At 66.8% G+C, this 24,177-nt stretch carries 29 protein-coding genes; 10 read left to right on the top strand and 19 right to left on the bottom strand.

Features of this window, described 5'->3' with window-relative positions:
* Positions 1–5: 5 nt before the first annotated feature.
* The 7 genes from rpe to PW734_00115 form a co-directional block, all read right to left on the bottom strand.
* On the bottom strand, positions 6–683 hold the full coding sequence (gene rpe, locus PW734_00145) for a ribulose-phosphate 3-epimerase (protein MDE1169613.1): 678 nt from the start codon (positions 681–683) through the stop codon (positions 6–8).
* Positions 684–1,070: a VOC family protein gene (locus PW734_00140; protein ID MDE1169612.1), complete on the bottom strand. Its 387-nt coding sequence runs from the start codon at positions 1,068–1,070 to the stop codon at positions 684–686.
* A 3-nt stretch (positions 1,071–1,073) separates the two neighbouring features.
* Positions 1,074–2,144 (bottom strand): M20/M25/M40 family metallo-hydrolase, encoded by a 1,071-nt coding sequence (locus tag PW734_00135; protein ID MDE1169611.1) that lies wholly within the window; start codon positions 2,142–2,144, stop codon positions 1,074–1,076.
* A 37-nt stretch (positions 2,145–2,181) separates the two neighbouring features.
* A complete protein-coding gene (locus PW734_00130) occupies positions 2,182–3,063 on the bottom strand; it encodes an NAD(P)H-dependent glycerol-3-phosphate dehydrogenase (protein ID MDE1169610.1) in 882 nt (293 codons plus the stop codon).
* On the bottom strand, positions 3,060–3,701 hold the full coding sequence (gene plsY, locus PW734_00125; protein ID MDE1169609.1) for a glycerol-3-phosphate 1-O-acyltransferase PlsY: 642 nt from the start codon (positions 3,699–3,701) through the stop codon (positions 3,060–3,062). The genes PW734_00130 and plsY overlap by 4 nt, the downstream gene beginning before the upstream one ends.
* Positions 3,702–3,840: 139 nt before the next feature.
* Complete coding sequence (locus tag PW734_00120; protein ID MDE1169608.1) at positions 3,841–4,902, bottom strand: NAD(P)-dependent alcohol dehydrogenase; 1,062 nt, start codon at positions 4,900–4,902, stop codon at positions 3,841–3,843.
* Between the two features lie 20 nt (positions 4,903–4,922).
* A complete protein-coding gene (locus PW734_00115; protein MDE1169607.1) occupies positions 4,923–5,708 on the bottom strand; it encodes a response regulator in 786 nt (261 codons plus the stop codon).
* A 108-nt stretch (positions 5,709–5,816) separates the two neighbouring features.
* On the opposite strand from PW734_00115, the gene PW734_00110 reads away from it, so the two are divergent.
* Positions 5,817–6,494, top strand: a complete 678-nt coding sequence (locus PW734_00110; GenBank protein MDE1169606.1) for a response regulator transcription factor — start codon at positions 5,817–5,819, stop codon at positions 6,492–6,494.
* 22 nt (positions 6,495–6,516) lie between these two features.
* Here PW734_00110 and PW734_00105 read toward each other — a convergent pair whose 3' ends face one another.
* Positions 6,517–7,230 carry a hypothetical protein gene (locus PW734_00105; GenBank protein MDE1169605.1) on the bottom strand — a complete coding sequence of 238 codons (714 nt, stop codon included), beginning with the start codon at positions 7,228–7,230 and terminating at the stop codon, positions 6,517–6,519.
* A gap of 192 nt (positions 7,231–7,422) precedes the next feature.
* On the opposite strand from PW734_00105, the gene PW734_00100 reads away from it, so the two are divergent.
* The 3 genes from PW734_00100 to PW734_00090 are packed head-to-tail and all read left to right on the top strand — an operon-like array spanning position 7,423 to position 8,787.
* On the top strand, positions 7,423–7,962 hold the full coding sequence (locus PW734_00100) for an RNA polymerase sigma factor (GenBank protein ID MDE1169604.1): 540 nt from the start codon (positions 7,423–7,425) through the stop codon (positions 7,960–7,962).
* Positions 7,952–8,215, top strand: a complete 264-nt coding sequence (locus PW734_00095) for a hypothetical protein (protein MDE1169603.1) — start codon at positions 7,952–7,954, stop codon at positions 8,213–8,215. The genes PW734_00100 and PW734_00095 overlap by 11 nt, the downstream gene beginning before the upstream one ends.
* 11 nt (positions 8,216–8,226) lie before the next feature.
* The gene (locus PW734_00090; GenBank protein MDE1169602.1) at positions 8,227–8,787 is read left to right on the top strand and encodes a hypothetical protein; all 561 of its coding nucleotides are present in this window, start codon (positions 8,227–8,229) and stop codon (positions 8,785–8,787) included.
* 31 nt (positions 8,788–8,818) lie between these two features.
* Here the strand turns inward: PW734_00090 and PW734_00085 are convergent, their stop codons facing one another.
* The 4 genes from PW734_00085 to metK are packed head-to-tail and all read right to left on the bottom strand — an operon-like array spanning position 8,819 to position 12,545.
* Positions 8,819–9,703 (bottom strand): polyprenyl synthetase family protein, encoded by an 885-nt coding sequence (locus tag PW734_00085; protein MDE1169601.1) that lies wholly within the window; start codon positions 9,701–9,703, stop codon positions 8,819–8,821.
* 58 nt (positions 9,704–9,761) lie between these two features.
* Positions 9,762–9,950 (bottom strand): hypothetical protein, encoded by a 189-nt coding sequence (locus tag PW734_00080; protein MDE1169600.1) that lies wholly within the window; start codon positions 9,948–9,950, stop codon positions 9,762–9,764.
* Between the two features lie 2 nt (positions 9,951–9,952).
* Positions 9,953–11,302, bottom strand: a complete 1,350-nt coding sequence (gene ahcY, locus PW734_00075; protein ID MDE1169599.1) for an adenosylhomocysteinase — start codon at positions 11,300–11,302, stop codon at positions 9,953–9,955.
* 4 nt (positions 11,303–11,306) lie between these two features.
* Positions 11,307–12,545, bottom strand: coding sequence for a methionine adenosyltransferase (gene metK, locus PW734_00070; protein MDE1169598.1), 1,239 nt, complete (start codon positions 12,543–12,545; stop codon positions 11,307–11,309).
* 85 nt (positions 12,546–12,630) lie between these two features.
* On the opposite strand from metK, the gene PW734_00065 reads away from it, so the two are divergent.
* On the top strand, positions 12,631–13,596 hold the full coding sequence (locus tag PW734_00065; GenBank protein MDE1169597.1) for a metalloregulator ArsR/SmtB family transcription factor: 966 nt from the start codon (positions 12,631–12,633) through the stop codon (positions 13,594–13,596).
* Between the two features lie 10 nt (positions 13,597–13,606).
* Here the strand turns inward: PW734_00065 and PW734_00060 are convergent, their stop codons facing one another.
* A complete protein-coding gene (locus tag PW734_00060; GenBank protein MDE1169596.1) occupies positions 13,607–14,254 on the bottom strand; it encodes a M24 family metallopeptidase in 648 nt (215 codons plus the stop codon).
* Between the two features lie 164 nt (positions 14,255–14,418).
* Here PW734_00060 and PW734_00055 point away from each other — a divergent pair, with 164 nt between their 5' ends.
* Entirely contained in the window at positions 14,419–14,760 is a 342-nt protein-coding gene (locus PW734_00055) for a hypothetical protein (protein MDE1169595.1), read from the top strand.
* A gap of 1 nt (position 14,761) precedes the next feature.
* Here the strand turns inward: PW734_00055 and PW734_00050 are convergent, their stop codons facing one another.
* Genes PW734_00050 through PW734_00040 form a run of 3 tightly spaced genes read right to left on the bottom strand, consistent with a single transcriptional unit; the run spans position 14,762 to position 17,543 of the window.
* Positions 14,762–15,460, bottom strand: a complete 699-nt coding sequence (locus PW734_00050) for a lycopene cyclase domain-containing protein (protein MDE1169594.1) — start codon at positions 15,458–15,460, stop codon at positions 14,762–14,764.
* Positions 15,461–15,475: 15 nt separating this feature from the next.
* Positions 15,476–15,937 (bottom strand): acetolactate synthase, encoded by a 462-nt coding sequence (locus PW734_00045; GenBank protein ID MDE1169593.1) that lies wholly within the window; start codon positions 15,935–15,937, stop codon positions 15,476–15,478.
* 31 nt (positions 15,938–15,968) lie between these two features.
* Positions 15,969–17,543: an NAD(P)/FAD-dependent oxidoreductase gene (locus tag PW734_00040; GenBank protein ID MDE1169592.1), complete on the bottom strand. Its 1,575-nt coding sequence runs from the start codon at positions 17,541–17,543 to the stop codon at positions 15,969–15,971.
* A 29-nt stretch (positions 17,544–17,572) separates the two neighbouring features.
* Between PW734_00040 and PW734_00035 the strand changes: the two genes are divergently transcribed.
* Together PW734_00035 and PW734_00030 are read left to right on the top strand one after the other, a co-directional pair.
* Positions 17,573–17,896, top strand: coding sequence for a hypothetical protein (locus PW734_00035; GenBank protein ID MDE1169591.1), 324 nt, complete (start codon positions 17,573–17,575; stop codon positions 17,894–17,896).
* A 9-nt stretch (positions 17,897–17,905) separates the two neighbouring features.
* Positions 17,906–18,313 carry a hypothetical protein gene (locus PW734_00030; protein ID MDE1169590.1) on the top strand — a complete coding sequence of 136 codons (408 nt, stop codon included), beginning with the start codon at positions 17,906–17,908 and terminating at the stop codon, positions 18,311–18,313.
* On the opposite strand, the gene PW734_00025 is transcribed toward PW734_00030, so the two are convergent.
* On the bottom strand, positions 18,310–19,104 hold the full coding sequence (locus tag PW734_00025; protein MDE1169589.1) for a thymidylate synthase: 795 nt from the start codon (positions 19,102–19,104) through the stop codon (positions 18,310–18,312). The two genes, PW734_00030 and PW734_00025, sit on opposite strands and share 4 nt — an antisense overlap.
* 5 nt (positions 19,105–19,109) lie before the next feature.
* Positions 19,110–19,640 carry a hypothetical protein gene (locus PW734_00020; protein ID MDE1169588.1) on the bottom strand — a complete coding sequence of 177 codons (531 nt, stop codon included), beginning with the start codon at positions 19,638–19,640 and terminating at the stop codon, positions 19,110–19,112.
* A gap of 92 nt (positions 19,641–19,732) precedes the next feature.
* On the opposite strand from PW734_00020, the gene mutS reads away from it, so the two are divergent.
* Together mutS and PW734_00010 are read left to right on the top strand one after the other, a co-directional pair.
* On the top strand, positions 19,733–22,258 hold the full coding sequence (mutS, locus tag PW734_00015; protein MDE1169587.1) for a DNA mismatch repair protein MutS: 2,526 nt from the start codon (positions 19,733–19,735) through the stop codon (positions 22,256–22,258).
* An 8-nt stretch (positions 22,259–22,266) separates the two neighbouring features.
* Positions 22,267–22,803, top strand: coding sequence for a gamma carbonic anhydrase family protein (locus PW734_00010; GenBank protein ID MDE1169586.1), 537 nt, complete (start codon positions 22,267–22,269; stop codon positions 22,801–22,803).
* Between the two features lie 3 nt (positions 22,804–22,806).
* Here the strand turns inward: PW734_00010 and PW734_00005 are convergent.
* Positions 22,807–24,177, bottom strand: a 1,371-nt coding sequence (locus tag PW734_00005) for a M3 family oligoendopeptidase (protein ID MDE1169585.1), incomplete at its 5' end; no start/stop codon positions are given.

Genomic DNA, 24,177 nt, shown 5'->3' with positions numbered 1-24,177 from the left:
CTAAGCTAACCTGCTGCGTTGGCCTCCGTGGCGCGGCGGCGGAGGTTTTCGACGGCCGCCTTCACGTCCTTTTGGCCGAAGATGGAGCTGCCCGCCACGATGACGTTGGCTCCGGCGACGACGGAGGGCCCGATGGTCTCGGAATTGAGGCCTCCGTCGACCTCGATGTCGAAGTTCAAATTGTGCTGCTGGCGGAAGGCGCGCGCCTGGCGGACCTTCTCCATCACCTCGACGATGAAGGCCTGGCCGCCGAAGCCGGGATTGACGGTCATGCAGAGGACCATGTCGACCCACTTGAAGTATTTCTCCGCCTTCTCGATCAGGGTCAGCGGGTTGACGGCCAGCCCGGCGCGGCAGCCCATGTTCCGGATGATCTCCAGGGTGCGGGAGACGTCGTGGTAGGCTTCCAGGTGGACGGTGAGGGTGTCGGCGCCCGCCTCGATGAAGGCGCGGGCGTAGCGGTCCGGCTGCTGGATCATGAGGTGGACGTCCAGCGGCAGGCGGGTGATCCGGCGCAGGGTGGCCACGAAGTCCGGGCCGAAGCTCATGTTCGGCACGAAGTGGCCGTCCATGATGTCGACGTGGATGGCGTCGGCCCCGGCCGCCTCGACGGCGCGGATGTCGCGCTCGATGTTGCCGTAGTCCGCCGCCAGGACGGAAGGTTCCAGGATCAGCGGCCTCACTTACTTTTTCTTGTACTCGATCAGCTCGATCTCGTACCCCTCCGGGGCGTCGATGAAGGCGAAGCGGGACTCGCCCGAGCCGCTTTCCGTGGGGCCGTCGCTCAGGGGGTAGCCCTTCTTGGCCGCCTCGGCGGCGAAGGCGTCGAGGTCGTCGACCTCGAAGGCCAGGTGGGTCAGGTCGGGGTCGACGCGGACGGGGCCGCTCTTCGGGAAATGGCTGATCTCGATCAGTTCCTCGCTGCCGGGAGTCTTCAGGAAGACCAGGGAGGAGCCGCGCGGGGAGGTGTGGGTCTTCACCACTTCGAGGCCCAGGACGTCCCGGTAGAAGGAGACGGTCTTTTCCAGGTCGTCGACCCGGTAGCGGGTGTGGAGGAGGCGCTTTATCATGGGCTAGATTTTGACTTTGAAGCGGTCCTTCGAGGATACATCGGCCACGAATTGGTGCAACAATTCGGCCAGGGTCTCCAGATCGCCCAGGTGGATCGCCTCGATGGGGCTGTGCATGTAGCGGTTGGGGATGCCCAGGGCGGCCACGGGGATGCCGCCGCGCTGCTTGAAGATGGCGTCGGCGTCGGTGCCGGACCAGCGGCTGTCGATGCCCCACTGGTGCTTGAGCTTCCGCTTCTTGGCCACCTGGGCCAGGCGGTCGACCAGCACGGGATGGTTGACGCTGCCGCGGTTGAGGGCCGGGCCCTTGCCCAGGCGGATGTCGCCGAAGCGTTTCTTGCTGGTGATGGGGATGTCGGTGGCCTGGCAGACGTCGACGACCAGGGCGGCGTCCGGGTTGATCGAGTAGCCGACCATGCTGGCGCCGTAGAGGCCGTTTTCCTCCTGCACGGTGGAGACGGCGATCAGGCAGGCGTCCAGCTTCCCCTTCCGCTCCGCGCAGAGGCGCAGCGTCTCCGCCGCGACGAAGGTGCCCACGCGGTTGTCGCAGCCGCGGGCGACGTAGACCTCCCCGTTGAGCTGCTCGAAGCCGACGGTGTAGGTGATCAGGTCGCCCACGGAGACGCGCTTTTCGGCGTCTTTCTTGTCGGCGGCGCCGATGTCGATGAAAAGGTCGTGCCATTCCGGCGCCTCGGCCTTCTTGCTCCGGTCCTGCATGTGGATGGCCAGGGAGCCGATGACGCCCAGGACGCGCTTGCCCTCGTGATGGATCTCGACGCGCTGGCCCCGGGCCAGGGCCGGGTCCGGCCCGCCGACGGGGGCGAAGTAGAGGAAGCCCTCCTCAGAGATATATTGGATCTGGAAGGCGATCTCGTCCGCGTGGCCGCCGACCATGATGCGGGGCGTCCCCTTCGGGTTGAGGATGGCCCAGGCGTTGCCGTAGGCGTCGGTTCCCACCTCGTCGGCGTAGGGGGTAACGTAGTCGAGCCAGACGCGCTGCCCGGCGGCCTCGCCGCTGGAGGGGCTGGGGGTGTTCAGGAGGCGGCCGAGGAACTCAAGAGACTTGGGCTTCACCCCGCAACGCTACCGGCTTTGAAAAACTTGGGAAGTTCTATTCGGCGTGGACGGCCCGTTCCAGGAGCCCTTCCACGACCTGCCGCGGGGAGGCCCCGTCAAAGAGGAGCGCGGCGACGCCGGAGGCGATCGGCCGGGCCTCGGCCGGGATGGCGGGATTCCCCGCGACGGACCGGGTGGTGGAGACTCCCTCCGCCAGGCCGGTTTCCGCCACGATGGCCTCCAGGGAGCGCCCCTGGGCGATCCCCTGCCCTACCCGGAAATTGCGGCTTTGCGCGCTGCCGCAGGTCAACAGGAGATCCCCCGCTCCGCTCAGGCCCGCGAAGGTTTCCGCCCGGCCGCCCAGGCGCAGGCCCAACCGGGTCATCTCCGCCAGGGCGCGGGTGACCAAAGCGGCGAAGGCGTTTTCCCCCAGGTCGAGCCCCCGGCAGACGCCGGCGGCGATGGCGTAGACGTTTTTGAGGGAGCCCCCCAGCTCGACGCCCGCCAGGTCCCCGGAGCGGTAGAGGCGGAAGCTCTTTTGGTGGAGAAGGCTCTGGAAGTGGCCTGCCAGGGCCTCGTCCTCCGCGGCCACGACGGCGGCGGCGGGCAGCCCCCGGACGATCTCCCCGGCAAAGTTGGGCCCGGACAGGGCGGCGACGCGCTCCTCTTTCCACGCCTCCGCGACGATCCGGCTGACGCGCAGGCCGGACCCCGTCTCCATCCCCTTGCTCAAGGAAAGGACGGGGACGCCGGGGGCGGGGAAGCGGGAGAGGGTTTCCCGCAAGTGGGAGACGGGGAGAGCCAGGGCGAGGGACTCGATCCCCTCCGGCCAGTCGCGGTCGAAGTGGTGGCGGTAGGAGACGGCGTGGCCATTGCGCTCCAGGAGGGAGCCGATCGCCCGCCCCCAGGCTCCCGCGCCAAGGATGCCGACCTTCACGGCTTCTTTTTCTTGGGGACGATCGGCTTTTCCTCCCCGCGGAGGAGGCGCCGGATATTGGCGCTATGGCGCACGACGGTGAGCAGGGCCGCCGCCAGGGAGAAGATAAGGAAGAGCTTCTGTCCGGGATAGAGGAAGTGGGTGGCCACCGGCAGGATGACTGCCGCCATGATGGAGGAGAGGGAGACGATCCGCGTGGCGGCGAAGAAAAGGACCCAGGTGCCGAGGACGACGTTGAAGGCCGCCGGCAGCATGGCGGCCAGGACGCCCGCGGAGGTGGCCACGCCCTTTCCGCCCCGGAAGTTGAGCCAGGGGGTGAAGACGTGCCCCAGCACGGCGGCCAGGGCGGCCAGGACGAGGATCCACTGCCCCCCGGGAGCGGAGGCCATCGTGCCGAGGGAGTGGCGCAGGAGGGCGACGGGGACGAATCCCTTCAGGAAATCGAGGGTGAAGGCGAGCAGCCCCCACTTCCACCCCAGGACGCGCCAGACGTTGGTGGCGCCGATGTTCTTGCTGCCGTGCTGGCGGAGGTCGACGCGCTTGAGCTTCCCGATCAGGTAGCCGTACGGGACGGAACCGGAGAGGAAGGAGATGGCGATCGCGCCATTGAGGGAGGACGTGGCCGAATCCGGGGTCATGCAGGCCCCCTTTGTAGCGGGGGCCCGCATGGGTGCAAACCCGAATCTAGGCCTGAGCAACGGTCTTTAGACCGTCTTCATGTCGATCACGAAGCGGCGGGACAGACGCAAGGGGCAAGCCCCTTGGACCCCCGCTTCTTTAGACGGTCTTCATGTCGATCACGAAGCGGTACTTCACGTCGCTCTTCAGCAGGCGCTCGTAAGCTTCGTTGATCTTGTCGATGGGGATCAGCTCGATGTCGGAGAAGATTCCCTTCTCCGCGCAGAAATCGAGCATCTCCTGGGTCTCCGGGATGCCCCCGATGACGGAGCCCGCCAGCTGGCGGCGCGGGAAGGCCAGGGTCACCGTGTGGATGGGCAGCGGCTTGTCCGGGATGCCGACCATGGTCATCGTCCCGTCCCGCTTGAGGAGGGAGAGATAGGCGCTCAGATCGTGCTCCGCGGCGACGGTGTCCAGGAGGAAGTCGAAGGTGCCCGCGTGCTTCTTCATCTGCTCCGGATCCTTGGAGACCAGGACCTCCTTGGCGCCCAGGCGCTCGGCGTCGGCGCCCTTGCCGGGGGAGGTGGTGATCATGACCACATGCGCGCCGAAGGCGGCGGCGAATTTCACCCCCATGTGGCCCAGGCCGCCCAGGCCGATGATGCCGACTTTCTGGCCCGGACCCACCTTCCAGTGGCGCAGGGGGGAGTAGGTGGTGATGCCCGCGCAAAGCAGAGGAGCGACGGCGGCCAGGTTCTTCTCCGCCAGGCTGGGCGCGACGCGCAAAGCGAAGGACTCGGTGACCGTCAGGCCGTTGGAATAGCCGCCGTAGGTATGGCCGCCGGAGACCTTGTCCGGGCTGTTGTAGGTGAAGGTGGCGCCTTCCGCGCAATACTGCTCGAAGCCGTCCTTGCAGTTCACGCAGCTTTTACAGGAGTCGACCATGCAGCCGACGGCGGCGTAGTCGCCCACCTTGAACTTGCTCACCTTGTCGCCGACCTTCGTCACCTTGCCGACGATCTCGTGGCCGGGAACGCAGTCATACTCCGTCGGGTTCCAGTCGGCCCACTCGTTGCGGACCTGGTGCAGGTCGGAGTGGCAGACGCCGCAGTAGAGAACCTCCATCTGGATGTCGTGCGGCAGCGGATCGCGGCGCTGCAGCGTGTAGGGAGCCAGGGGAGATGCAGGACTTTTCGCGGAATAAGCCTTAACGGTATACATAAGTTTGGGACAATAGAACTTCAGCCGTCGCGTCGCAAGGTGTCTTTCAGGGCGGCAAACTCGTTGGAAAAATCGTTCCACAGGCGGCGCACGGCGGGCCCGGCGCCGCGCTTGCCGCCTTCCGCGTCCTTCACATGGGCGGAACAGGCCCGGCAGAAGGCGGCCAGCCGGGGGGAGCCGATCACCTCAAAATTGCCGATGAGCTTGTGCAGGCCCTCCCGCGCCGCCTTCCAGCTGCGGGCGCGCAGGAGGACGCCGATCTGCCGGGCGGTCTTCGGCGTGTCCTTCTCCAGCGCGGCGATCATCTCCGGCAGGAGACTGCCGCCGTTCTCCCCCGGCAAACGCTTGAGCGCCTCCACCGTACCGGCGCGCAGGAAAGGCTCATGCGTCCAGCCGCCCTCCGCCGGGCGGAGGCCGGGGCGGAAGGCGGAGACGTCCTCATGTTTCTGGCACGCCTCGATCACGCGGGACATCTCGTCCCGGCGGCAGGGCTTGGTGAGGAAGCCCGCCATTCCGGCGGCCAGGCAGGCCTGGCGCTGCGCCTCGGAATTCTCCGCCGTGAGCGCCACCACGGCGGGCGGCGGGCGGTTCTTGCGGACCTTCTTGAGGATGGCGGCCATCGCCTCCAGGCCGCCCATGCCAGGCATGTGCAGGTCCAGAAAAATAATGTCGTACCCTTTCTTGGCGACGAGGGAAATGGCCTCCTCCGCGCTCTCCGCCGCGTCGGAGCGGTGGCCCAGGCTCCGCAGGAGCTGGCTAGTCAGGCGGCGGGCGATGTTGCTGTCGTCGACGACGAGGATTTCCATACCGCGGGGGGGACGTCCATTGTGATCCCCTCCCCCATCCCCTGACAAACCGAAATCACGGCATTGCTTTTTGACGTCAATCAGGTTTCATACTTAAGTACCCTTTATATGGGCACCAAAAACGCGGAATCATCCAAAGCAGCGCAGCCCAAAAAGACGCGCGTACTGGTCGTCGACGACCAGACCATGCTCCGGCAGCTCATCGTCGCCGTCCTCAAGCCCCTGGAAAACTTCACCGTCGTCGGCGAGGCCAGCGACGGCGAGGAAGCCCTCAAGCTCTGCCAGGAACTCCAGCCGGACATGCTGGTCCTGGACGTCATCCTGCCGAAGATCCCCGGCGCGGAAGTCCTCCGCCGCGTCATGCCGCAGCGCCCCACCCTGCGCGTGCTGGCCATCTCCGCCCACGACGACCCGGCCATGCTCAAGGAAATGCTGGCCTGCGGCGCCCACGGCTTCGTCGAAAAAAGCGCCCCCCTGGAAACCTTCAGCGAGGCCCTGCGCGAGGTTTCCAGCGGCAAGACCTTCTTCGGTCCCCGCATCACGGAAGTCCTCCGCGAGCACCTGGTCAACCCCCAGCACGACCGCCCGCACCTCACCGCGCGGGAACGGGAGATCATTCAGCTGGTCGCCCAGGGACTTTCGTCGAAGGAAATCGCCGCGCAACTCCATGTCAGCTCCCGGACGGTGGAAAACCACCGCGCCAACATCATGAACAAGCTGAACATCCGGGACGCCGTCGGCCTGACCCGCTACGCGATCAAGGCGGGCTTCGTCTCCCCGGCCTGATCGCGCGCGGCGCCCCTCAAGCCTACGAGGAGTAGGCCTTGGACAGGAAAGCCTTCATATAGGCCACCCCGCCCCCCTGCTGCAGCACGGAGGCAAAGTCATTTCCCGCCGCCTGAGTCTGGGCCAGAAAATCCGCCCGGGAAACGCCGCTTCCGGAACCGGAGGCACTATCCGTTCCGTCCCCGCTCCCCTGAGTCTGGCTATAGTAATCGTTCGCCCCCTTCTGCAACTCCTCCAGGAAACGGCTCCGCAGGGTTTCCGAGCTGTCCTGGGAGGCGCCGTCATTGCCGGCATCCCCCCCGCTGGCCGAGTAAGAGTACAACGCCTGCGCGCTGGAAGAGAGGGAGGAGGAAAGCCCCTGGGCCGCCGTGCTCGAATCGCTTCCGCTTACCGAGGAGGTGCTGGAATCGGAGCTGGAACCGGAAGAGGACCCGCCGGCCGAAGAGTCCGAAGCCGTGTTGGAACTCAAAAGCTGGAAGAGCTGAGTCAGCGCCTCCGTGAATTCCTTAAGCAGGTCCTCAAACTGGCTGGAGGAATCGTCCGAGGAGGAGGAAACATCCCCCGCCGAGGAACTGCTGGAAATGCTGATGGTATCGATCGCCGCGCTGGATGTGCTGGACAGGCCGCTATCCAGAGCCGTGCCCACGGAAATGGTGGATGAGATGGTGGTCTGCTGAAGGGCTTGGATAAGAGCCTGGTAAAGGCTGGTGCCGCCGACGCCGCTGGTGGATGACATGGGAAAACTCCTTGGTTAGGTTATTAAAAAACCTTCCCTGGTTGCAGCCAGCGATTCCCTTCGTACGGAGCCAGACCCGCCCGGCCCGAAAAAGTTGCGCGCCCGCGCCGATTTTTTCCTTTCCGGGTGCAACTTTTCCCCGTCCCGGGCGTCTAGCTTCATGCACCCCTTCCGCCCCATGAATCCCAACCCATGCAAAAAGAGGAGCTGCTGCCCCGTCTTGCCGCGGCCCGCAACGGCGACCTGACTGCCCAGGAAGCCATCATCCTATGCTACCAGCAACGGATTGCTGGATTCATTTTCTCCCTCACCGGGGAAACGGCGGTCATCGAGGACCTCGCCCAGCAGGTCTTTCTCAAGATGCTGCGGGGACTGCATCAGTTGAAGGACTCCGAGCGGTTCGAGGCCTGGCTCTTCCGCCTGGCCCGCAACGTCTGCCTGACCCACCTGCGCAGGGAAAGGTGGCGGCGCCGCTTCGTGCCCTTCCTCTCCCACCACGACACGCCCGCGGAGGAGCCTCCCCCCGCGGAAGAAAGCTCCCGCGCGGACTGGCTGCGCTCCGCCATCCTCTCCCTCCCGCCGGAACAGCGGGAGCTGCTGGCCCTCAGCCAGGCAGGGGATCTCAGCTACGAAGACCTGGCGCGCCTGACCGGCAGCTCCGTCAGCTCCGTGAAATCGCGCCTATTCCGCGCGCGCAAAAGCCTCAAAGCCCAAAAACCCCATGAAACATGACCCTCACTGGCGCCGCCTGACCACCCAGGCGGGACGCTTTCTTTCCCCCGACTTTGCCCGCCGCACGGTCCTACTGGCCGCGCGGCGCGCCCTCCACGCGCGGCGGATGCGCGGGGCGCTCTGCACCGCGCTCCTCCTCTTCCTGGTGGTGAACGCAGGCTGGCGCTGGCACGCCCGGGAGGAAGAAAAACGCGCGCTCGACGCCTGGCACGCCTACGCCTGGACCCGGATCCAGGTGGGCCCCTCCCTCTAAGAATCAGAATCATGAAGGAATCCATTCAAATCATGCTGGTCACCACGGCCGTCTTCCTGGGCGGCCTCCTAACGGGCGTCTGGACGCAGCGCCTCCATCCCCCACCGCCCCCCTTTTTCGAGCAAGGCGACCTTTCCAAGGAATTCGGCCAGGCCGAGCCGGCCATACGGGCCTATCGGGAAAAACTCGACTCCATCCGCCGGGAGTCCCGGACCAAAATCGCCGCGCTTCTGGACCCCTCCGTCCGCGCCCGATACGAGCGGATGGAGGAGGCTGCCGACGCTCTCAAGGAGGATGGCCCGCCGCACGCCCCGCATGCCCTGCGCAAAGTCCTGGCCATCGCGGGCCCCCTGGCAGGGCCTCTGGAAAATGACGACTCCTACCTGAGCTTCTTTATCTACCGCCCCTACCTGGAGAGGCTGGCGGAGGAACTGCCGCTGACGCCCGCGCAAAAGGAAAAGTCCCGGGAAATCCTGGAAACGCGGCGCCGGGAGGCGCTGGCCCTGGCCGATCGGGAAACGCCCCCCGCCCTGGTGCTCTTCCCCAAGCTCCGCCCGCCGCCCAGGGAGTAACCGCGGCAAGGGGGCGGGCAGGCTCCGGCTTCTAATTCTCCCGCTGGAGCATGAAGTCGGCGATGGCGTGGAGCGTCTCCCCGCGCTTGCCGAACTTGTCGGCGGCCTTGTGGGCTTCGGCGGTGACGCGCGCGGCCTCTTTCTGGGCCTTCTCCATGCCCAAGAGGGCCGGATAGGTCGACTTCTGCGCCTTCAGATCCTTTCCGGCGCTCTTGCCGAGCTTCTCGGAAGTCTGGGTCACGTCGAGAATGTCGTCGATGATCTGGAAGGCGAGGCCGAGGGCCTGGCCGAACTTCGTGATGTCGGCCAGCTGCTTCGGCGTGGCGTTGGCCGCCATGGCGCCGAGACGGAGCGAGCCCGCGATGAGCGCGCCGGTCTTGTTGGCGTGGACATATTTCAAATCGGGCAGGGAGAGCTTCTTTCCCTCCCCCTCGATGTCCGCCACCTGGCCGGCGACCAGGGCCTGGCTGCCGGAGACGTAGGCCAGCTCCCGGACATAGTCGCCCTGGGTATAGCGGCGCGCGGCGGGAGCCTCCGTGACCATCCAGAAGGCGTGGGTCAGCAGGGCGTCGCCCGCCAGGATCGCCATCCCCTCCCCGAAGACCTTGTGGGAGGTCGGCTTGCCGCGGCGCAGGTCGTCGTTGTCCATCGACGGGAGGTCGTCATGGATCAGGGAATAGGTGTGGATGCACTCCACGGCGCAGGCCAGGGGCAGAGAGGCGCGGTATTTCTTGGGGTCGACGGCCTCGGCCGCCGCCAGGGTCAGGATGGGGCGCAGCCGCTTGCCGCCCGCGAAGATGCTGTAGCGCATCGCCCGGTGGATGGTGGCGGGGCGGACCTTCTCCGCGGGGAGGAGCTTGTTGAGGGCGCTCTCGACTTCCTTCTGACGCGCCTTCCAATACTGAGACAGATTCATCGCCCGGGAGGTTGCCAAAATACCCCCTCCCAAGGCAATGAGCGAATGTCGACGCGGCCTAGCGGACCGGCTGTTCGACGAGGTCGCAGCCGTCCTCGGCCAGCTGGATCCGGCCGGGACGGCGGGCCAGAGCCAGGGCGGCGAAATTCTCCCGCTTCTCCGCCGTGGCGGCGGGATGGCGGGGATCCTCGACGAGGTCGGAGGCGTCGTCGGCAATCTGGAGACGGGGCTGGGAAAAGGAGGCCATGATTAGTAGCGGTAGTGGTCGGGCTTGTAGGGGCCTTCCTGCGGCACGCCCAGATATTCGGCCTGCGCGGGGGTGAGCTGGGTCAGCTTGGCGCCCAAGTGGTCCAGGTGAAGGCGGGCGACCTTCTCGTCGAGGGTCTTCGGCAGGACGTAGAGCTCGTTCTTATACTTGCCGGTGCCGCGCGCGGTCCACAGCTCCAGCTGGGCGACGGTCTGATTCGTGAACGAGGCCGACATGACGAAGCTGGGGTGGCCGGTGGCGCAGCCCAGGTTGACCAGGCGGCCTTCGGCCAGGACGGTGACGACCTTGCCGTTGGGCCAGGTGAACTGGTCGACGAGGGGCTTCACGTTGACGTGCGTGAGGGCCTTGTCCCCGAAGAGGGAGCCGACCTGCACCTCGCTGTCGAAGTGGCCGATGTTGCAGACGATGGCCTGGTGCTTCATCACGTCCAGGTGGGCGCGGGTGATGACGTCGACGTTGCCCGTGCAGGTGACGAAGATGTCTCCCGCCTTGGCCGCTTCCTCCATGGTGACGACGGAGTAGCCCTCCATCGCGGCCTGGAGGGCGTTGATGGGGTCGATCTCCGTCACCAGGATGCGCGCGCCGAGGCCGCGGGCGGCCTGCACGCAGCCCTTGCCCACGTCGCCGTAGCCGCAGACGACCACGGTTTTTCCCGCGATCATCACGTCGGTGGCGCGCTTTACCGCGTCGATGAAGGACTCGCGGCAACCGTAGAGGTTGTCGAACTTGCTCTTCGTACAGGAGTCGTTGACGTTGATGGCCGGGAGCTTGAGCGTGCCGTTCTTGGCGCGCTGGGCCAGGCGGTGAACGCCGGTGGTGGTTTCCTCAGACAGGCCGTGGATCCCGGCGAGCAGCTCGGGATACTTGTCGTGGACCATGTTGGTCAGGTCGCCGCCGTCGTCGAGGATCAGATTCAGGCCGGAGCCGTCCGGCCAGCGCAGGGTCTGCTCGATGCACCAGTCGAACTCTTCCGCGTTCATCCCCTTCCAGGCGAAGACCGGGATGCCCGCCGCCGCGATGGCCGCGGCGGCGTGGTCCTGGGTGGAGAAGATGTTGCAGGAGCTCCAGCGCACCTCCGCGCCCAGGTCGACGAGGGTCTCAATGAGGACCGCCGTCTGGATGGTCATGTGGAGGCACCCGGCGATGCGCGCGCCCTTGAGCGGCTGCTTCCCCTTGTGCTCGCGGCGCAGGGCCATGAGGCCGGGCATCTCATGCTCGGCGATGGTGATCTCCTTCCGGCCGAAGTCGGCCAGGGAGAGGTCCTTCACCTTGAAGTCCTGCGCGGGGGCGGACGTTTTGGCGGCGGGCTTGGAAGGGGCGGAGACGCTCATCTTCTTACTTGCGGGTGGGAGACTTCTTCTTCTTCGCGGCCTTGGCCAGGGGAAGGCCCGCCGTCCAGCCGGCGGCCTGCTGCAGGGCGCGGACCGCATCGGTCTTTTCCCAGGTCAGGCTCTCCAGGTCTGTCGTGCGGCCGAAGTGGCCGTAGTTCGTGCTCTTGCTGTAGATGGGGCGCAGGAGCTTGAGGTGCTTGATGATGTTGGCCGGCTTGAAGCTGAAGGTCTTGCGGATGGCGCGCTCGATCTTCTCGTTGGAGATCCTGCCGGTCCCGAAGGTCTCGACGTGGATGGAGACGGGCTCCGGGTAGCCGATGGCGTAGGCCACCTGCACCTCGACGCGCTCCGCCAGCCCGGCGGCCACGACGTTCTTCGCCACGTAGCGGCAGAAGTAGGCCGCGCTGCGGTCGACCTTGGACGGGTCCTTCCCGCTGAAGGCGCCGCCGCCGTGGCGGCCCATGCCGCCGTAGGTGTCGACGATGATCTTGCGGCCGGTCAGGCCGGAGTCGCCCTCCGGGCCGCCGATGACGAAGCGGCCCGTGGGATTGACGAAGTAGCGGGTCTTTTTGTCCAAGAACTTGGCCGGGATGACCTTCTTGATGACCTCGTCGATGACGAATTTCTCGATCTCCTTGTGCTTCACGCCCTCGGCGTGCTGGGTGGAGACGACGATGGCGTCGATGCGGACGGGCTTGCCGTCCTTGTATTCCAGGGAGACCTGGGTCTTGGCGTCGGGGCGCAGCCAGGTGACCTTGCCGCTCTTGCGCAGCTGGGCCAGGCGGCGGCCCAGACGGTGGGCGAAGACGATCGGCGCGGGCATCAGCTCCGGCGTCTCCGTGCAGGCGTAGCCGAACATGAGGCCCTGGTCGCCGGCGCCCTGTTCGGCGGTCTTCTTCCCCACGGCCTTCTGGGCGTTGACGCCCTGGGCGATGTCCGGGCTCTGGCGGGTCAGCGCGTTGAGGACGTGGACCTTGTCCGCGTGGAAGGACTCGCCCTCATGGGTGTAGCCGATCTCGCGGATCGCCTCGCGGACGATGCTCACGTAGTCGAGCTCGGCCTTGGTCGTGATTTCCCCGGCGACGACGACGAGGTTGCTCTTCACCAGAGTCTCGCAGGCGACGCGGCTGGACGGGTCCTGCTTGAGGCAGGCGTCGAGGATGGCATCGGAAATGGTGTCGCAGACTTTGTCGGGGTGCCCTTCGGTCACCGACTCGGAGGAAAAGATATACGATTTGCTCATGATGATCCCTTCTTTTTTATCCATCCCGCCACGCGTGGCAACACAAATCCATTGACGCATGCAAATATATCAATAAGTATCTTCCGTGCCCACGAAACGCCCCCCCGCCGCCTCCTCCACCGGCCTGCGCCAGCTCTGGGCCGCCCTGGGCGATTCCAGCCGCCTGCGCCTCCTCTCCTTACTGAAGGAGGAGGAGCTTTCCGTCGCGGAGCTGCAGCAGATCCTCCGCCTGAGCCAGCCCACCATTTCCAACCACCTGGCCACCCTGCGCAAGACCGGCCTGGTGAAGCCCCGCCGGGAAGGGCAGCGCATTTATTACACTCTGGCCCCGGAGCCCGCCCCCGCCGCCGCGCGGGTGCTGGAGACGGCCCTCCTCCTCCTGGAGGAAAACGGGGACGCCGCCGGGGACGCCGCCGCCCTGCGGGAAATCCTGCAAAAGCGCCGCCGGGCCGCGCAGGACTATTTCAACCGCGTGGCGGGCCGCCTGGAGCGCGCCGCCTGTCCGGGCCGGACGTGGAGCGCCGTGGGCCCCCTGCTGGCCCAGCTGGTGCCGGACAAGGTCATCGCCGACCTGGGCGCGGGCGAGGGCTGGCTCTCCCAGCTCCTGGCGCGGCGCGCGGAGCGGGTCATCGCCATCGACAACTCGCCGAAGATGATCGAGTTCGCCACCAACGAGATCAAAAACAAGAACATCGCCAACCTGGAATACCGCCTGGGCGACCTGACCGACCCGCCGATCGCCGCGCGCAGCGTCGACATCGCCATCATGAGCCAGGCCCTCCACCACGCCGCCAATCCGGCGGAGGCGATCCAGGCCACCGCCCGCCTGCTCAAAAAAGGCGGCCTCTTCCTCATCCTGGACCTGAACCAGCACCACTTCGACAAGGCGCGGGAGCTTTACGGCGACCTCTGGCTCGGCTTCAGCGAGACCGACCTCCGCATCTGGCTCAAGAAAGCGGGCTTCACCCAGATCGACGTCCAGCTCCTGGATCCCGACGCGGAGCCGCCCCACCTCCAGCCCCTGCTGGCCAGCGCGCAGATCGGGCGCTGACCCCCTCCGCTCACACCGCCAAGAGGCGGTCGCCGGAAAAGTAATACATATCCTCGTGCTTCAGCCCCTTTGCGCCGCCTTCGCGGCAAAGATGGGGCTCGAAGGTGAACAGCCCCAATTCGCCCAGCGGCAGCGCATTGCCCCGCTCCAGGAACCGGCGGCCCTTTAGATCCCGCTCGATCGAGTGGCCCAGGTTTCCCTTGAAATCGAGGTTGCGGAAGCCGCGCGCGGCGATCACCCCGTTCATGTCCGCGCAAAGCGCGTCGACCGTCATCCCGGGCCGCGCCGTCTCCCGCAGGCGTTGGTGCAAAAAGACCTCCAGCGCGGCCCCCGCGTGCGCCTCTTCCTGGGCGGGATCGGCCGTCAGGGAGGCCCGGCCCTCCCGGACGAAGATGGAGCGCGCGTAATCCCCCCAGACGCCCTCCTTTTCCGGCGTCAGGTCGACGGTGAGGAAATCCTCCTCCCCGATCGGGATTTCCGCGGGCTGGTAATCGCGGCCCGAGCCGGAAAGCAGGCTCCGGGGCCCGGCCAAGACGCGGGCGGCGATTCCGTGATACCAAAAAGAGGCCACGCCCCGTTCCAGAAACAAGGCGCGGGCTTTTTCAGCCACGTCCTTTTCCCTCATCCCGGGCCGGATAAAAGACACCACCTCCTCCATGACCTTCTTTGCCTCCCCTTGAATCCACCGGTAGGGGCCTAACTCTTCCGGACGCATCCCGCCATTCTTGATCGATCCGCCCCAAAAGCAACCTTGCCCTAGACCCCCTCTAAGTAATCCCCCTGCTTGCGCATGAAAGCCGGCCTTCCCTAACGTTCCCATTCATGAACCCGCCCGCCAAACGAGTCGGCCTCCTGGGCGCCCTCGCCTTTTCCGCCTCCGCCCTGGCGCAGCAGCCCGCGCTTCCCGACGCGCCCTCCGCCGCCCCGGCGGCGCCGGTGTTCCGCCTTTCCCCGCCGCCTTTCCGCCCCGCGCCCACGGCGGCGCCGACCGGCTTTTCCTTCGCCGCGCCGCAGGAAAAGCCCCGCACGCCGATGCTTCAGGACTTGCAGAACGCCACGCGCGCCCGCATCGCCGGGCTCCTGCCCGACAGCTTGGAGCCCCTGAGCAGCCGCGCCACGATCCGGCTCAAGGGCCGCTCGGCGGGCGTCCGCGTCCGCTGGTAACTCAGCGCAGGGACGCGGGGAGCAGGAGCAGGTAGCTCTGCGCCACCAGGAGCGAGGTGAGGTAGAAGAACGCGATCTCCTCCACCGGCAGCCCCCGCACCTTCCAGCCGGAGATCTGCGCCGCGTCGAAATGCCAGACGCCCGCGCGGACGGCAACCCAATCGGCCAGGGAGAGATAGGTCCCCCAGAAAAGCCCCGCCGCCGCCAGCACCGGCCCCAGCGCGGCCAAAAGCGCGGGGGCAACGATCCATTGCGCGGCCAGAACCGGCAGGAACCAATAGAGAAGATGCCGCGCGTAATTCCAGCGCGGCACGCAGCGGAGCCGTCCCGCCGCGAGCCACAGGACGATGAGGACCGCCAGGCCGATCCCGGTCCCCTTCCCCACCGGCGTGGGGAGGCCGCAGCGCAAGCCGGGAAAGGCCTTGAACAGCCACGCGACGGTGCCGATCACGTTGACGCTCTGCCACAGGAAGAAGAGGTATTCCTCCCACGGCAGCCAGCCGATCTTCCGTCCGCTCTTCGCCGGGTCGAAGCCCCAGATGCCGCGCCGCGCCGCCGCGTTGTCCCACGGGGAGGTGAAGAGGAGGACGACGGCGAGGACCGCCGCCAGAGAGGAGAGATGCCACGCGCCGCCCGCCAGCCCCAGGAGGAGCAGGGTGGGCGGCAGGTTGAAGAGAAGATGGAACCGGAAATAGGTCACGAGGACCTATCCACCTTAGCGGCTAATGTCCCGCTGGGTGAGGATCTTGAAGTGGTTCTGGGCCAGGACGCTCTTGGCCACGTCGTCGTCGTCGACGTGGAAGGCCAGGGCCGCCTTGCCGCGCGGGCGGGTCAGGAAGGAGTAGCTGAAGTAGATGTTGCACTCCGCCTGGAGGAGGGCGGAGAGGACGCTGCCCAGGTCCTCGGCGCTGCTGGGCAGCTCGACGACGACGAGGGACGATTCCGTGAAGGCGATGGCGTGTTCCAGCAGCACGCCGCGGGCGCGGGCCGGATCGTCGACGACGAGGCGGACGATGGAGGCGTCGATGCTGTCCAAGATCGTCAGCGCGACGATATGGACCTGGCTTTCGCCCAGGAGTTTGACGAGGTCGAGGAGCCGCCCCGCCTTGTTCTCCATGAAAACGGAGAATTGGCGGATCGCGCTGTCGTGCAGATCTTGTTCAGTCTCAATGGCCACGGCGGATAAGATGGCGAAGGAAGCGGGCTTGTCACGCCTTTTTGAGCCGCCGCCAGTCCTTGAGGAGGACCCGCGCCGTGTTGTGCCCGCTGGCGCCGAAAACGCCTCCCCCCGGATGGGTGCTGGCCCCGGTCAAATAGAGGCCGGGCAGCGGCGTCTTGTAGGCGGAAAGCTCCGGCAGCGGGCGGAAGAAGAACATCTGGTCCAGGCTCATCTCCGTGTGCATGACGTTCCCCCGCAGGAGGCCGAGCGTCCGTTCCAATTCCAACGGCGTCTGGATGTGCCGCGCCAACATCTTCCCCCGCATGTTCGGCGCGTGGCGGCAGACGACCTCGTAGAGCTTGTCCGCCTCCCGCTCCGCGATGGCGTCCCAATCCTCCCCGTTACGGAGCTGGTAGGGATGGTATTGGCCCCAGGTGTAGAGGAGGTGCTTCCCCGGCGGGGCCAGGGTGGGATCGATGGCGGTGAAGGTCATCGCCACCACGGAGGGGTTCTCCGGCGGGCGCCCGGCGGCGAAGTCCCGGTAACCCGCGTCCAGGTAGTCCAGGGAGGGGCAGAGGAGCTGCATCGCCGCGTGGTGGGGCTGGGGACCGGGCGCCTCATCGTATTGCGGCAGTTCCTCCACCGCGTGCCGGACGATCATGCCGAAACCGTTCCCCACGCGGATGCGGCCCACGCGGCGGCGCAGCTCCTCCGGCGTCTCCGCGACCAGGGAGAACAGGGTCTGCACGTGGCAGGCGCCGACGACGGCCTTGGCCCGCAGGGCCCCGCCCGCGTGCTCCACCCGCCAGCCGCCCGCCTCCCGCGCCAGGGCGGAGACGGGGGCGGAGGTCAGGATCTCCCCGCCGTCCTCCCGCAGCCGCGCGGCCAGGGCCTGGGTCAGCATGCCGCTGCCGCCCTTGGCCCGCTTCGCCCCGCTTTTGTGGATCATCGCGTTCCAGCCCAGCATGTCGCCGCTGGCCACCTCCCCCGGCGGCGGGCCGGACTGGGCGGAAAGCCAGCCCAGCGCGGCGCGGACGTGCGGGTCCTCGAACCACTCCTCCAAAACCTGCCCGTAGGGGGCCATGAGCTGGCGGGAAAGGTCCAGGGAGGACCAGAGCTTGCGCGAGCGGGGGCGCAGGAGGTTGCGCTTGAAAATCGTGCCGAAGATCCGGCCCGGCGTCGGCGGCTGGAGGAAGGTCTCGAAGATCCCCTCATTCAGCTCCCCCCAGACCTCGCAAAAGCGGCGGTAGCTCTCCGCGTCCTTTTGGGAAAAGGCGGCGATGCTCGCGCAGGTCTTTTCGACGTCCCGGTAAAAGGAGATGCCGCCCCGGCCCGGCACCGGGTGGTAGGCCCAGGGGTCCATCTCGATGTATTCGAGGCCGAAGCGGTGCAGTTCCAGGTCCCGCGCGATGGGCGTCAGGTGAATCATGATGTGGACGGAGGAGCCCACATCGATCCGGTAGCCCGGGATCAGGTCGTCCTGGGTGCAGACCGCCCCGCCGACGACGGGCCGCCGCTCCAGGACGGCCACCTTCAGGCCCGCCTTGGCCAGGTAGCAGGCGGCGACGAGGCCGTTGTGCCCCGCGCCGATGACGGCAACGTCGAACATGGCCCCATATTGCACAAGGCGGCCGTCTCGGCTATGAGAAGAAGGTGTCCTCCACCCGTTACCAGGCCCTGCTCGAGGCCCAGCCCGACAACGAGCTGCTCCACTTCAGCCTGGGCAAGGCCCTCTTCGACGAGAACCGCTTTGAGGAGGCGGAGATCCACCTCCGCATCGCCCTGGAGCGGAAGAACGACTGGATGGTCGCCGCCATGCTGCTGGCCCAGTGCGCCCTGCGCCGGAACAACACCAACCTGGCCAAGCAGTATTACCAATACGCGCTCCCCCTGGCCGTCCTGCAAAAGCACGAAGGCCCGGAGGCGGAGATCCGCCAGGCCCTCTCCGTCCTCGAGACGGAGGACGCGAGCCTTTAGCGCCGCACCATGAACTCGCTCTATTTCTGGCTGCCTTATTTCGCCGCCATTTTAGGCCTGGCTTATTGGCGGCAGCGGGCATTGGCCACTCTGCCTGATGCGGAACGGCTGAAGGTCTTGGACTACCAGTCGCGCCTGCGCTGGATGCAGATCATTCCCTTTGGGATTTGCATCGTCCTGATCGTGTGGGCTCCGCTGCGCGTGATGCACCGCCATCAACACGCTCTATTTATCGTCCCCTCCCTGTGCTTCCTGCTCGCGTGTATCGTAAGCATCTACTTCCATTTTCGCGGGCTAAGCCGATTGGAAATCCCCAAGAACTACCTGCGGCATCAAGGCTGGATCAGCCTGATTTCCGTCCTGCTCATTGCCGTGACCTTCGGCTTCGTGGGCTGGAAAACTCTGCACCCCTTCTAAACCGCCACCGGCGCCTTGATCGCCGGGTGGGGATCGTAGCCTTCCAGGGTAAAGTCCTCGTACTTGAAGCCGTCGATCGTCTTTACCTCGGGATTGATCCTCATGCGCGGGAGCGGGCGCGGCTCGCGGGAGAGGAGCAGCTTGGCCTGCTCGACGTGGTTGGCGTAGAGGTGGAAGTCGCCGAAGGTGTGGATGAATTCCCCCGCTTTCAGCCCGCAGACCTGCGCCATCATCATGGTCAGCAGCGCGTAGGAGGCGATGTTGAAGGGCACCCCCAGGAAGAAGTCGGCGCTGCGCTGGTAGAGCTGGCAGCTCAGGCGGCCGTCCAAAACATAGAACTGGAAGAAAGCGTGGCAGGGAGGCAGCGCCATCTGCTGGATCTCCCCCGGGTTCCACGCGCTGACGATCAGGCGGCGGCTGGTGGGATTGCGCCGGATCTCGTCGACGACCCACTGGATCTGGTTGATGGAGCCGCCGTCCGGCGTCCGCCAATCGCACCACTGCGCGCCGTAGATACGGCCCAGGTTGCCCGCCTCGTCGGCCCACTCGTCCCAGATGGTGACGCCCGCCTCGTGCAGGGAGGCCACGTTCGTCTCCCCGCGCAGGAACCAGAGCAGCTCGTGGATGATGGAGCGGAGGTGGACCTTCTTCGTCGTCAGGAGCGGAAACCCCTCCTCCAGGTCGAAACGCATCTGCGCGCCGAAGAGGGAGTAGGTGCCGGTGCCGGTCCGGTCGGGCTTGAACTTGCCCTTTTCCAGGAGGAGGCGGAGGAGGTCGTGGTAATTTTGCATGGATGTCAGCCGAGGAAGAGCTGCCGCACCTCCAGCCAGTCGTTCGCGCGGCGGTAGCCGGTGATCCCCTCGTTGTGGGGCGCGGTGAAGAGGATCCCCTCCCCGCGGAAGCCGGTGAAATTCTTCACCCGGTCGTCGATCAGGTAGTCGGCGTTGATGATGCTCTTGTCCCCGCAGAAGACGTGGTGGGTCCAGGGGACGAAGGGGAAGTGCTCGTGGAGCCACTGGTGCTTCGGCACCAGGGAGTGGCGGAACTCCATCGCCGCGCTGGCGAAGAAGATCTCATACTTCTCCTGCAGCTCCCGGATCACCTCCTGGCAGTGGGGGAAAACCGTAAGATCGTCGAAAAATCCTTCTTCATGAGGGAATTGGCTCGTCCGCTTGGCGTGGGCCTGCGGAACGGCCTCATGGAGATCCCGGCCCTTGAGATCGGCGGGATTGAAGGCGGTTTTGAACTCGGCGTTATAGAGGGAGATGTGGCGGGAAAGGGCGTCTGCCACCACTTCGTCCATGTCGATCGCAATACGTTGGCGCATGTCTTTAAAGGCCTGATTTTTCCCGTCCTCCAGCCGGTAAGCAAGCCCTGTACCATTGTCTTTTGCCGTTTCCTTCCTAAGCTGATGGCCAGATGAGCGAAGCGGCCTCCCCCATGATGCAGCAATACCGGCAGCTGAAGAGCCAGGCGCCGAAGGACGCCCTCATCCTCTTCCGCCTGGGGGACTTCTACGAGATGTTCTTTGAGGACGCCAAGGCCGGATCCGAACTGCTCGACCTGACGCTGACCCAGCGCCAGGGCATCCCCATGTGCGGCATGCCCCACGCGGCGGCGGAGGGCTACATCGCCCGGCTCATCAAGGCGGGCAAGCGCGTCGCCCTCTGCGACCAGACGGAAACGGCCCGCCCCGGCCAGCTCGTCCGGCGGGAGATCGTCCAGGTCATCAGCCCCGGCAGCGTGCTGGACGGCACCGTCCTCTCCGCCAAGCGGAACAACTTCTGCGCCTCCCTGGTCCAGATCGGCAAGAGCCGCTACGGCCTGGCCTGCCTGGACCTGAGCACGGGCGAGTTCCAGGCGGGCGAGGCCGCCGACGCCGACGAGGCGCGGGAATGGTTCCAGCGCCTCGACCCGTCCGAGGTGGTCATGCCCGCCGACGTCCCCTGGCCCTCGGAAGAAGGGCGTCTCCTGGTCCGGCACGAGGGCTGGCCCTTCGAGGAGGCGACCGCCGCCGCCGCCCTGCGCGACCACTTCCACATTCACTCCCTGGACGGCTTCGGCCTCACCGCCCTGCCCGGCGCGGTCAGCGCGGCGGGCGGCCTCCTCCACTACCTCTCCCAGGAGCTGCGGCGCGACCTCTCCCACGTCCGCCGCCTGGCCACCTTCCAGCGGCAGGAGTGCGTCACCGTCGACCCCATCACCCAGCGGAACCTCGACCTCCTGGAACCCGCGCGCGGCGGGGCCGAGTCGAAGGCCTGCCTCCTTTCCGCCATCGACCGTACCGCCACCTCCGCCGGGGGCCGCCTCTTGCGCCGCTGGGTCCTGCACCCCCTGCGGGACCGCGCCGCCCTCACCCAGCGCCTGGCCGCCGTCGGCTACTGGAAGGAGGAGGAGCGCCCCCGCGAGGCCCTGCGCGCCCAGCTGCGCGAGGTGCGCGACCTGGAGCGCCTCATCGGCCGCCTCTGCCAGGGCTCCGGCAACGCGCGCGACCTGGCCGGGCTGAAGGTCTCCCTCTCCCGCCTCCCCGCCATCCTGGAAACCCTCACGGAAGTCCCCGCCCCGCGCGTCGAGCAGCTCTCCGCGGAGATCGTCCCGCAGCCGGAACTCGTCGCCCTCTTCGAAAAAGCCCTCGTCGACGAGCCGCCCCTGGCCCTCAAGGAAGGCGGCCTGGTCCGCAACGGGTATCACGCGGAACTCGACACCCTGCGCGCCGCCGGCACGGAGGGGAAGGCCTGGCTGGCACAGCTCCAGCAGCGGGAGCAGGAGCGGACCGGCATCAAGTCCCTCAAAATCCGCTTCAACCAGGTCTTTGGCTACTACCTGGAGGTTCCCCAGTCCCAGGCCGCCAACGTCCCCGCCGACTACACGCGCAAGCAGACCCTGGCCAACGCCGAGCGCTTCATCACCCCGGAGCTGAAGGAAATGGAAGGGAAGATCCTGGGCGCGGAGGAACGCTCCCGGCAGCTGGAATACGAGATCTTCCAGTCCCTGCGCGCCGCCGCCGTCGAGCGGCTGGAGGCCATCCAGGCCGCCGCGCGCGCCCTGGCGGAGATCGACGTCCTGGCCGGCTGGGGCGCCCTGGCCCAGGAGCAGGACTACGTCCGCCCGGAACTGACCGACGGCGTCGAGGTGGAGATCAAGGAAGGCCGCCACCCCGTTTTGGAGCAGCTCCTTTTGGGCGAGCGCTTCATCCCCAACGACACCCACCTGGAACCCCACGGCAACCGCCTGCTCATCCTCACCGGCCCCAACATGGCGGGCAAGAGCACCTACCTGCGGCAGACCGCCCTCATCGCCCTCATGGCGCACCTGGGCTGCTTCGTCCCGGCCAAGAGCGCCCGCATCGGCGTCCTGGACCGCATCTTCACCCGCATCGGCGCCAGCGACGACCTCTCCCGCGGCCAGAGCACCTTCATGGTGGAGATGAGCGAGACGGCCAACATCCTCCACCACGCCACCGCGCACAGCCTGGTCATCCTTGACGAGATCGGGCGCGGCACCAGCACCTTCGACGGCCTCTCCATCGCCTGGGCGGTGGCCGAATACCTGCACGACAAGGCGCGCGCCCTCACCCTCTTCGCCACCCACTACCACGAGCTGACGGAGCTGGCCGGCGGCCGCGCCGCCGTGAAGAACGCCAGCGTGGCCGTCCGCGAGTGGAACGACCAGGTCATCTTCCTGCGGAAGATCGTCCCCGGCGGCGCCGACAAGAGCTACGGCATCCAGGTGGCCCGCCTGGCCGGCCTGCCCCAGGAAGTCGTGGAACGGGCCAAGGAAGTCCTGCGCGTCCTGGAGGAGGAACAGCTCGACTCCAGCGGCCGCCCCCGCCTGAGCCAGCCGGTTCCCACCTCCATCTCCCCTTCCCGCCGCGGCCCCTCCTCCAAAAAGGCCATGAAGGCCTGGGCCCAGGCCGACCTTTTCAAGCAGGAAGAAGTTTCCTGAGCGCGCCCATGACCCTTTCCGAGCGGCTGAACAAATACCTGACCCGCATTCCCCGCGTCGACCTCTCCGCCTACGTCGCCCCCGGGGCCACGCTCATCGGCGACGTGACGATCGGCCCCCGTGCCAGCGTCTGGCCCTCCGCCGTCCTGCGCGGCGACATCAACTCCATCGAGATCGGCGAGGGTTCCAACATCCAGGACGGCGCCATCGTCCACCTGGCCGACGACTACGGGGTGAAAATCGGCAATTACGTGACCGTGGGCCACGCCGCCGTGGTCCACGCCTGCACGGTGGAGGACGAGTGCCTCATCGGCATGCACGCCACCGTCCTGGACGGGGCGGTGATCGGCCGCCAGTCGATCGTCGGCGCCCACGCCCTGGTCACCCAGGGCACCGTCATCCCGGAAGGGTCGATGGTCCTGGGTGCGCCCGCCAAGGTCGTCCGCCCGCTGACGGCGGAAGAACGCGCCGGGCTCCGCCAGTGGGCGGAGAAGTATGTCGAGGTTTCCCGCGCCCACATCGAGCGCCACCTCGTCAAACCCTAGGCCCTAAACCTTGTCCAGCTTCCGCTGCGGCGTCTCGATCGGCGCGGCGACGGCGCTGCGCTGGAAGTCGAGGCCGCCCAGCTCCTTGCGCGGCGCGGCCTGGGGCAGCATCGCGACACGCGCCTCCCGCAGGCTGCCCATGATCGATTCCAGCATCTCCCCGCGCTTGTCGAAGCGGATGCCCGTCGCCTCGAAAAGCTCCGGCAGCGGCTTGGAGCTGCCCAGGGCGATCCCCGCGCGGTAATCGCGCACCGCCTTCTCCGGGTCCTTCAGGGAGTTCTGCAAAATCTGGAGCGCGCCGTCCTGCGCGTAGGCGTATTCGACGTAGTAGAGGGGGTGGACGAAGACGTGCGGCTGGTCGAGCCACAGGCCGGTGCGCCGGTCCTCGTAGCCGCTCCAGTCCTCGCCGCCGCCGAAGCGTTCCGTCAGCTCGCCCCACTTTTCCCGCCGCTTCTTATGGTCGAGGGCCTCGTCGACGTTCGTGTAGGCCCACTGCTGGAAGGAGTCGATCGCCGCGATCCAGGGCAGGACCTCCACGGGACGCTCCACCATGCTCAGCTTGGCCCGGCGGGCGTCCTCCGGCCCGTAGAAACGGTCCAAGTGCGGGACGGCCAGCTGCTCCATCCCCATGGAGGCGACCTCCGCGAATTCGATGAACATGCCCGCCTCGAGCATGTAGTAGAAAAGCCGCTGGTCGCGCGTGGCGATGGCCTGCTGGTCGTGGCCGCCCTCATGGATCAGCGTCGTCACGTCAGACTGGGTGCCGACGGCGCTCATGAACGTGAAGGGCCAGCCCGTCTCCGCCAGCACCTGGGAGTAAGCGCCGGGGGCCTTGCCCGGGCGGTTCTCCAGGTCCAGGAGGCCGGTCTTCTTCATCTCGGCAAAGCGTTCCCCCAGCTCCGGGTCGAGCTTGGAGAAGATGTCCCGCACCCCCTCGAAGAGCTCCTCGGAAGTCTGGAAGGGGCGCAGGGGCTGGTCGCCCTGGACGTCGATCTTCGTGTCCCACGGGCGGAGCGTCTCGACGCCCAGCTTTTCCTTCCGCTCCCGCTGCAGCTCCCGCAGGAAGGGGACCACGTGCCGCTCCACCTGCTCGTGGAAGGCCAGGGTATCCTCCGGCTTGTAGTCGAAGCGGCCCTTTTCGACGAAGATGTAATCCCGGTAATTGGCGAAGCCCGCCTCCTTGGCGATCGCGTCGCGCACCTTCAGCTGCTGGTCGAAGAGGTCTTCCAGCTTTTCCGCGATCCCCGCGCGCGCGGCGCGGACCGCCTCCCAGGCGGCCTGGCGGCGTGCCCGGTCCGGGTCCTCCTGGACCTGGGCCAGGGCCTTGAAGGTCCACTGCTTCCCCTCAAACGGGACCTGGACGTTGACGATCTT

This window comes from Verrucomicrobium sp. (assembly GCA_028283855.1).
GTDB lineage: Bacteria > Verrucomicrobiota > Verrucomicrobiia > Methylacidiphilales > GAS474 > GAS474.
This window is presented reverse-complemented; position numbering and strand designations above follow the sequence as displayed.

Bases quoted from the DNA above. Each gene is read 5' to 3' on its own strand.
- PW734_00030 (MDE1169590.1), top strand. From the start codon at position 17,906: ATGAACTCGCTCTATTTCTGGCTGCCTTATTTCGCCGCCATTTTAGGC.
- PW734_00120 (MDE1169608.1), bottom strand. From the start codon at position 4,902: ATGTATACCGTTAAGGCTTATTCCGCGAAAAGTCCTGCATCTCCCCTG.
- metK (MDE1169598.1), bottom strand. From the start codon at position 12,545: ATGAGCAAATCGTATATCTTTTCCTCCGAGTCGGTGACCGAAGGGCAC.
- PW734_00090 (MDE1169602.1), top strand. From the start codon at position 8,227: ATGAAGGAATCCATTCAAATCATGCTGGTCACCACGGCCGTCTTCCTG.
- PW734_00110 (MDE1169606.1), top strand. From the start codon at position 5,817: ATGGGCACCAAAAACGCGGAATCATCCAAAGCAGCGCAGCCCAAAAAG.
- mutS (MDE1169587.1), top strand. From the start codon at position 19,733: ATGAGCGAAGCGGCCTCCCCCATGATGCAGCAATACCGGCAGCTGAAG.
- plsY (MDE1169609.1), bottom strand. From the start codon at position 3,701: ATGACCCCGGATTCGGCCACGTCCTCCCTCAATGGCGCGATCGCCATC.
- PW734_00060 (MDE1169596.1), bottom strand. From the start codon at position 14,254: ATGGAGGAGGTGGTGTCTTTTATCCGGCCCGGGATGAGGGAAAAGGAC.
- PW734_00140 (MDE1169612.1), bottom strand. From the start codon at position 1,070: ATGATAAAGCGCCTCCTCCACACCCGCTACCGGGTCGACGACCTGGAA.
- PW734_00100 (MDE1169604.1), top strand. From the start codon at position 7,423: ATGCAAAAAGAGGAGCTGCTGCCCCGTCTTGCCGCGGCCCGCAACGGC.
- PW734_00095 (MDE1169603.1), top strand. From the start codon at position 7,952: ATGAAACATGACCCTCACTGGCGCCGCCTGACCACCCAGGCGGGACGC.
- PW734_00025 (MDE1169589.1), bottom strand. From the start codon at position 19,104: ATGCAAAATTACCACGACCTCCTCCGCCTCCTCCTGGAAAAGGGCAAG.
- PW734_00115 (MDE1169607.1), bottom strand. From the start codon at position 5,708: ATGGAAATCCTCGTCGTCGACGACAGCAACATCGCCCGCCGCCTGACT.
- PW734_00085 (MDE1169601.1), bottom strand. From the start codon at position 9,703: ATGAATCTGTCTCAGTATTGGAAGGCGCGTCAGAAGGAAGTCGAGAGC.
- PW734_00010 (MDE1169586.1), top strand. From the start codon at position 22,267: ATGACCCTTTCCGAGCGGCTGAACAAATACCTGACCCGCATTCCCCGC.
- PW734_00055 (MDE1169595.1), top strand. From the start codon at position 14,419: ATGAACCCGCCCGCCAAACGAGTCGGCCTCCTGGGCGCCCTCGCCTTT.
- PW734_00080 (MDE1169600.1), bottom strand. From the start codon at position 9,950: ATGGCCTCCTTTTCCCAGCCCCGTCTCCAGATTGCCGACGACGCCTCC.
- ahcY (MDE1169599.1), bottom strand. From the start codon at position 11,302: ATGAGCGTCTCCGCCCCTTCCAAGCCCGCCGCCAAAACGTCCGCCCCC.
- PW734_00020 (MDE1169588.1), bottom strand. From the start codon at position 19,640: ATGCGCCAACGTATTGCGATCGACATGGACGAAGTGGTGGCAGACGCC.
- PW734_00105 (MDE1169605.1), bottom strand. From the start codon at position 7,230: ATGTCATCCACCAGCGGCGTCGGCGGCACCAGCCTTTACCAGGCTCTT.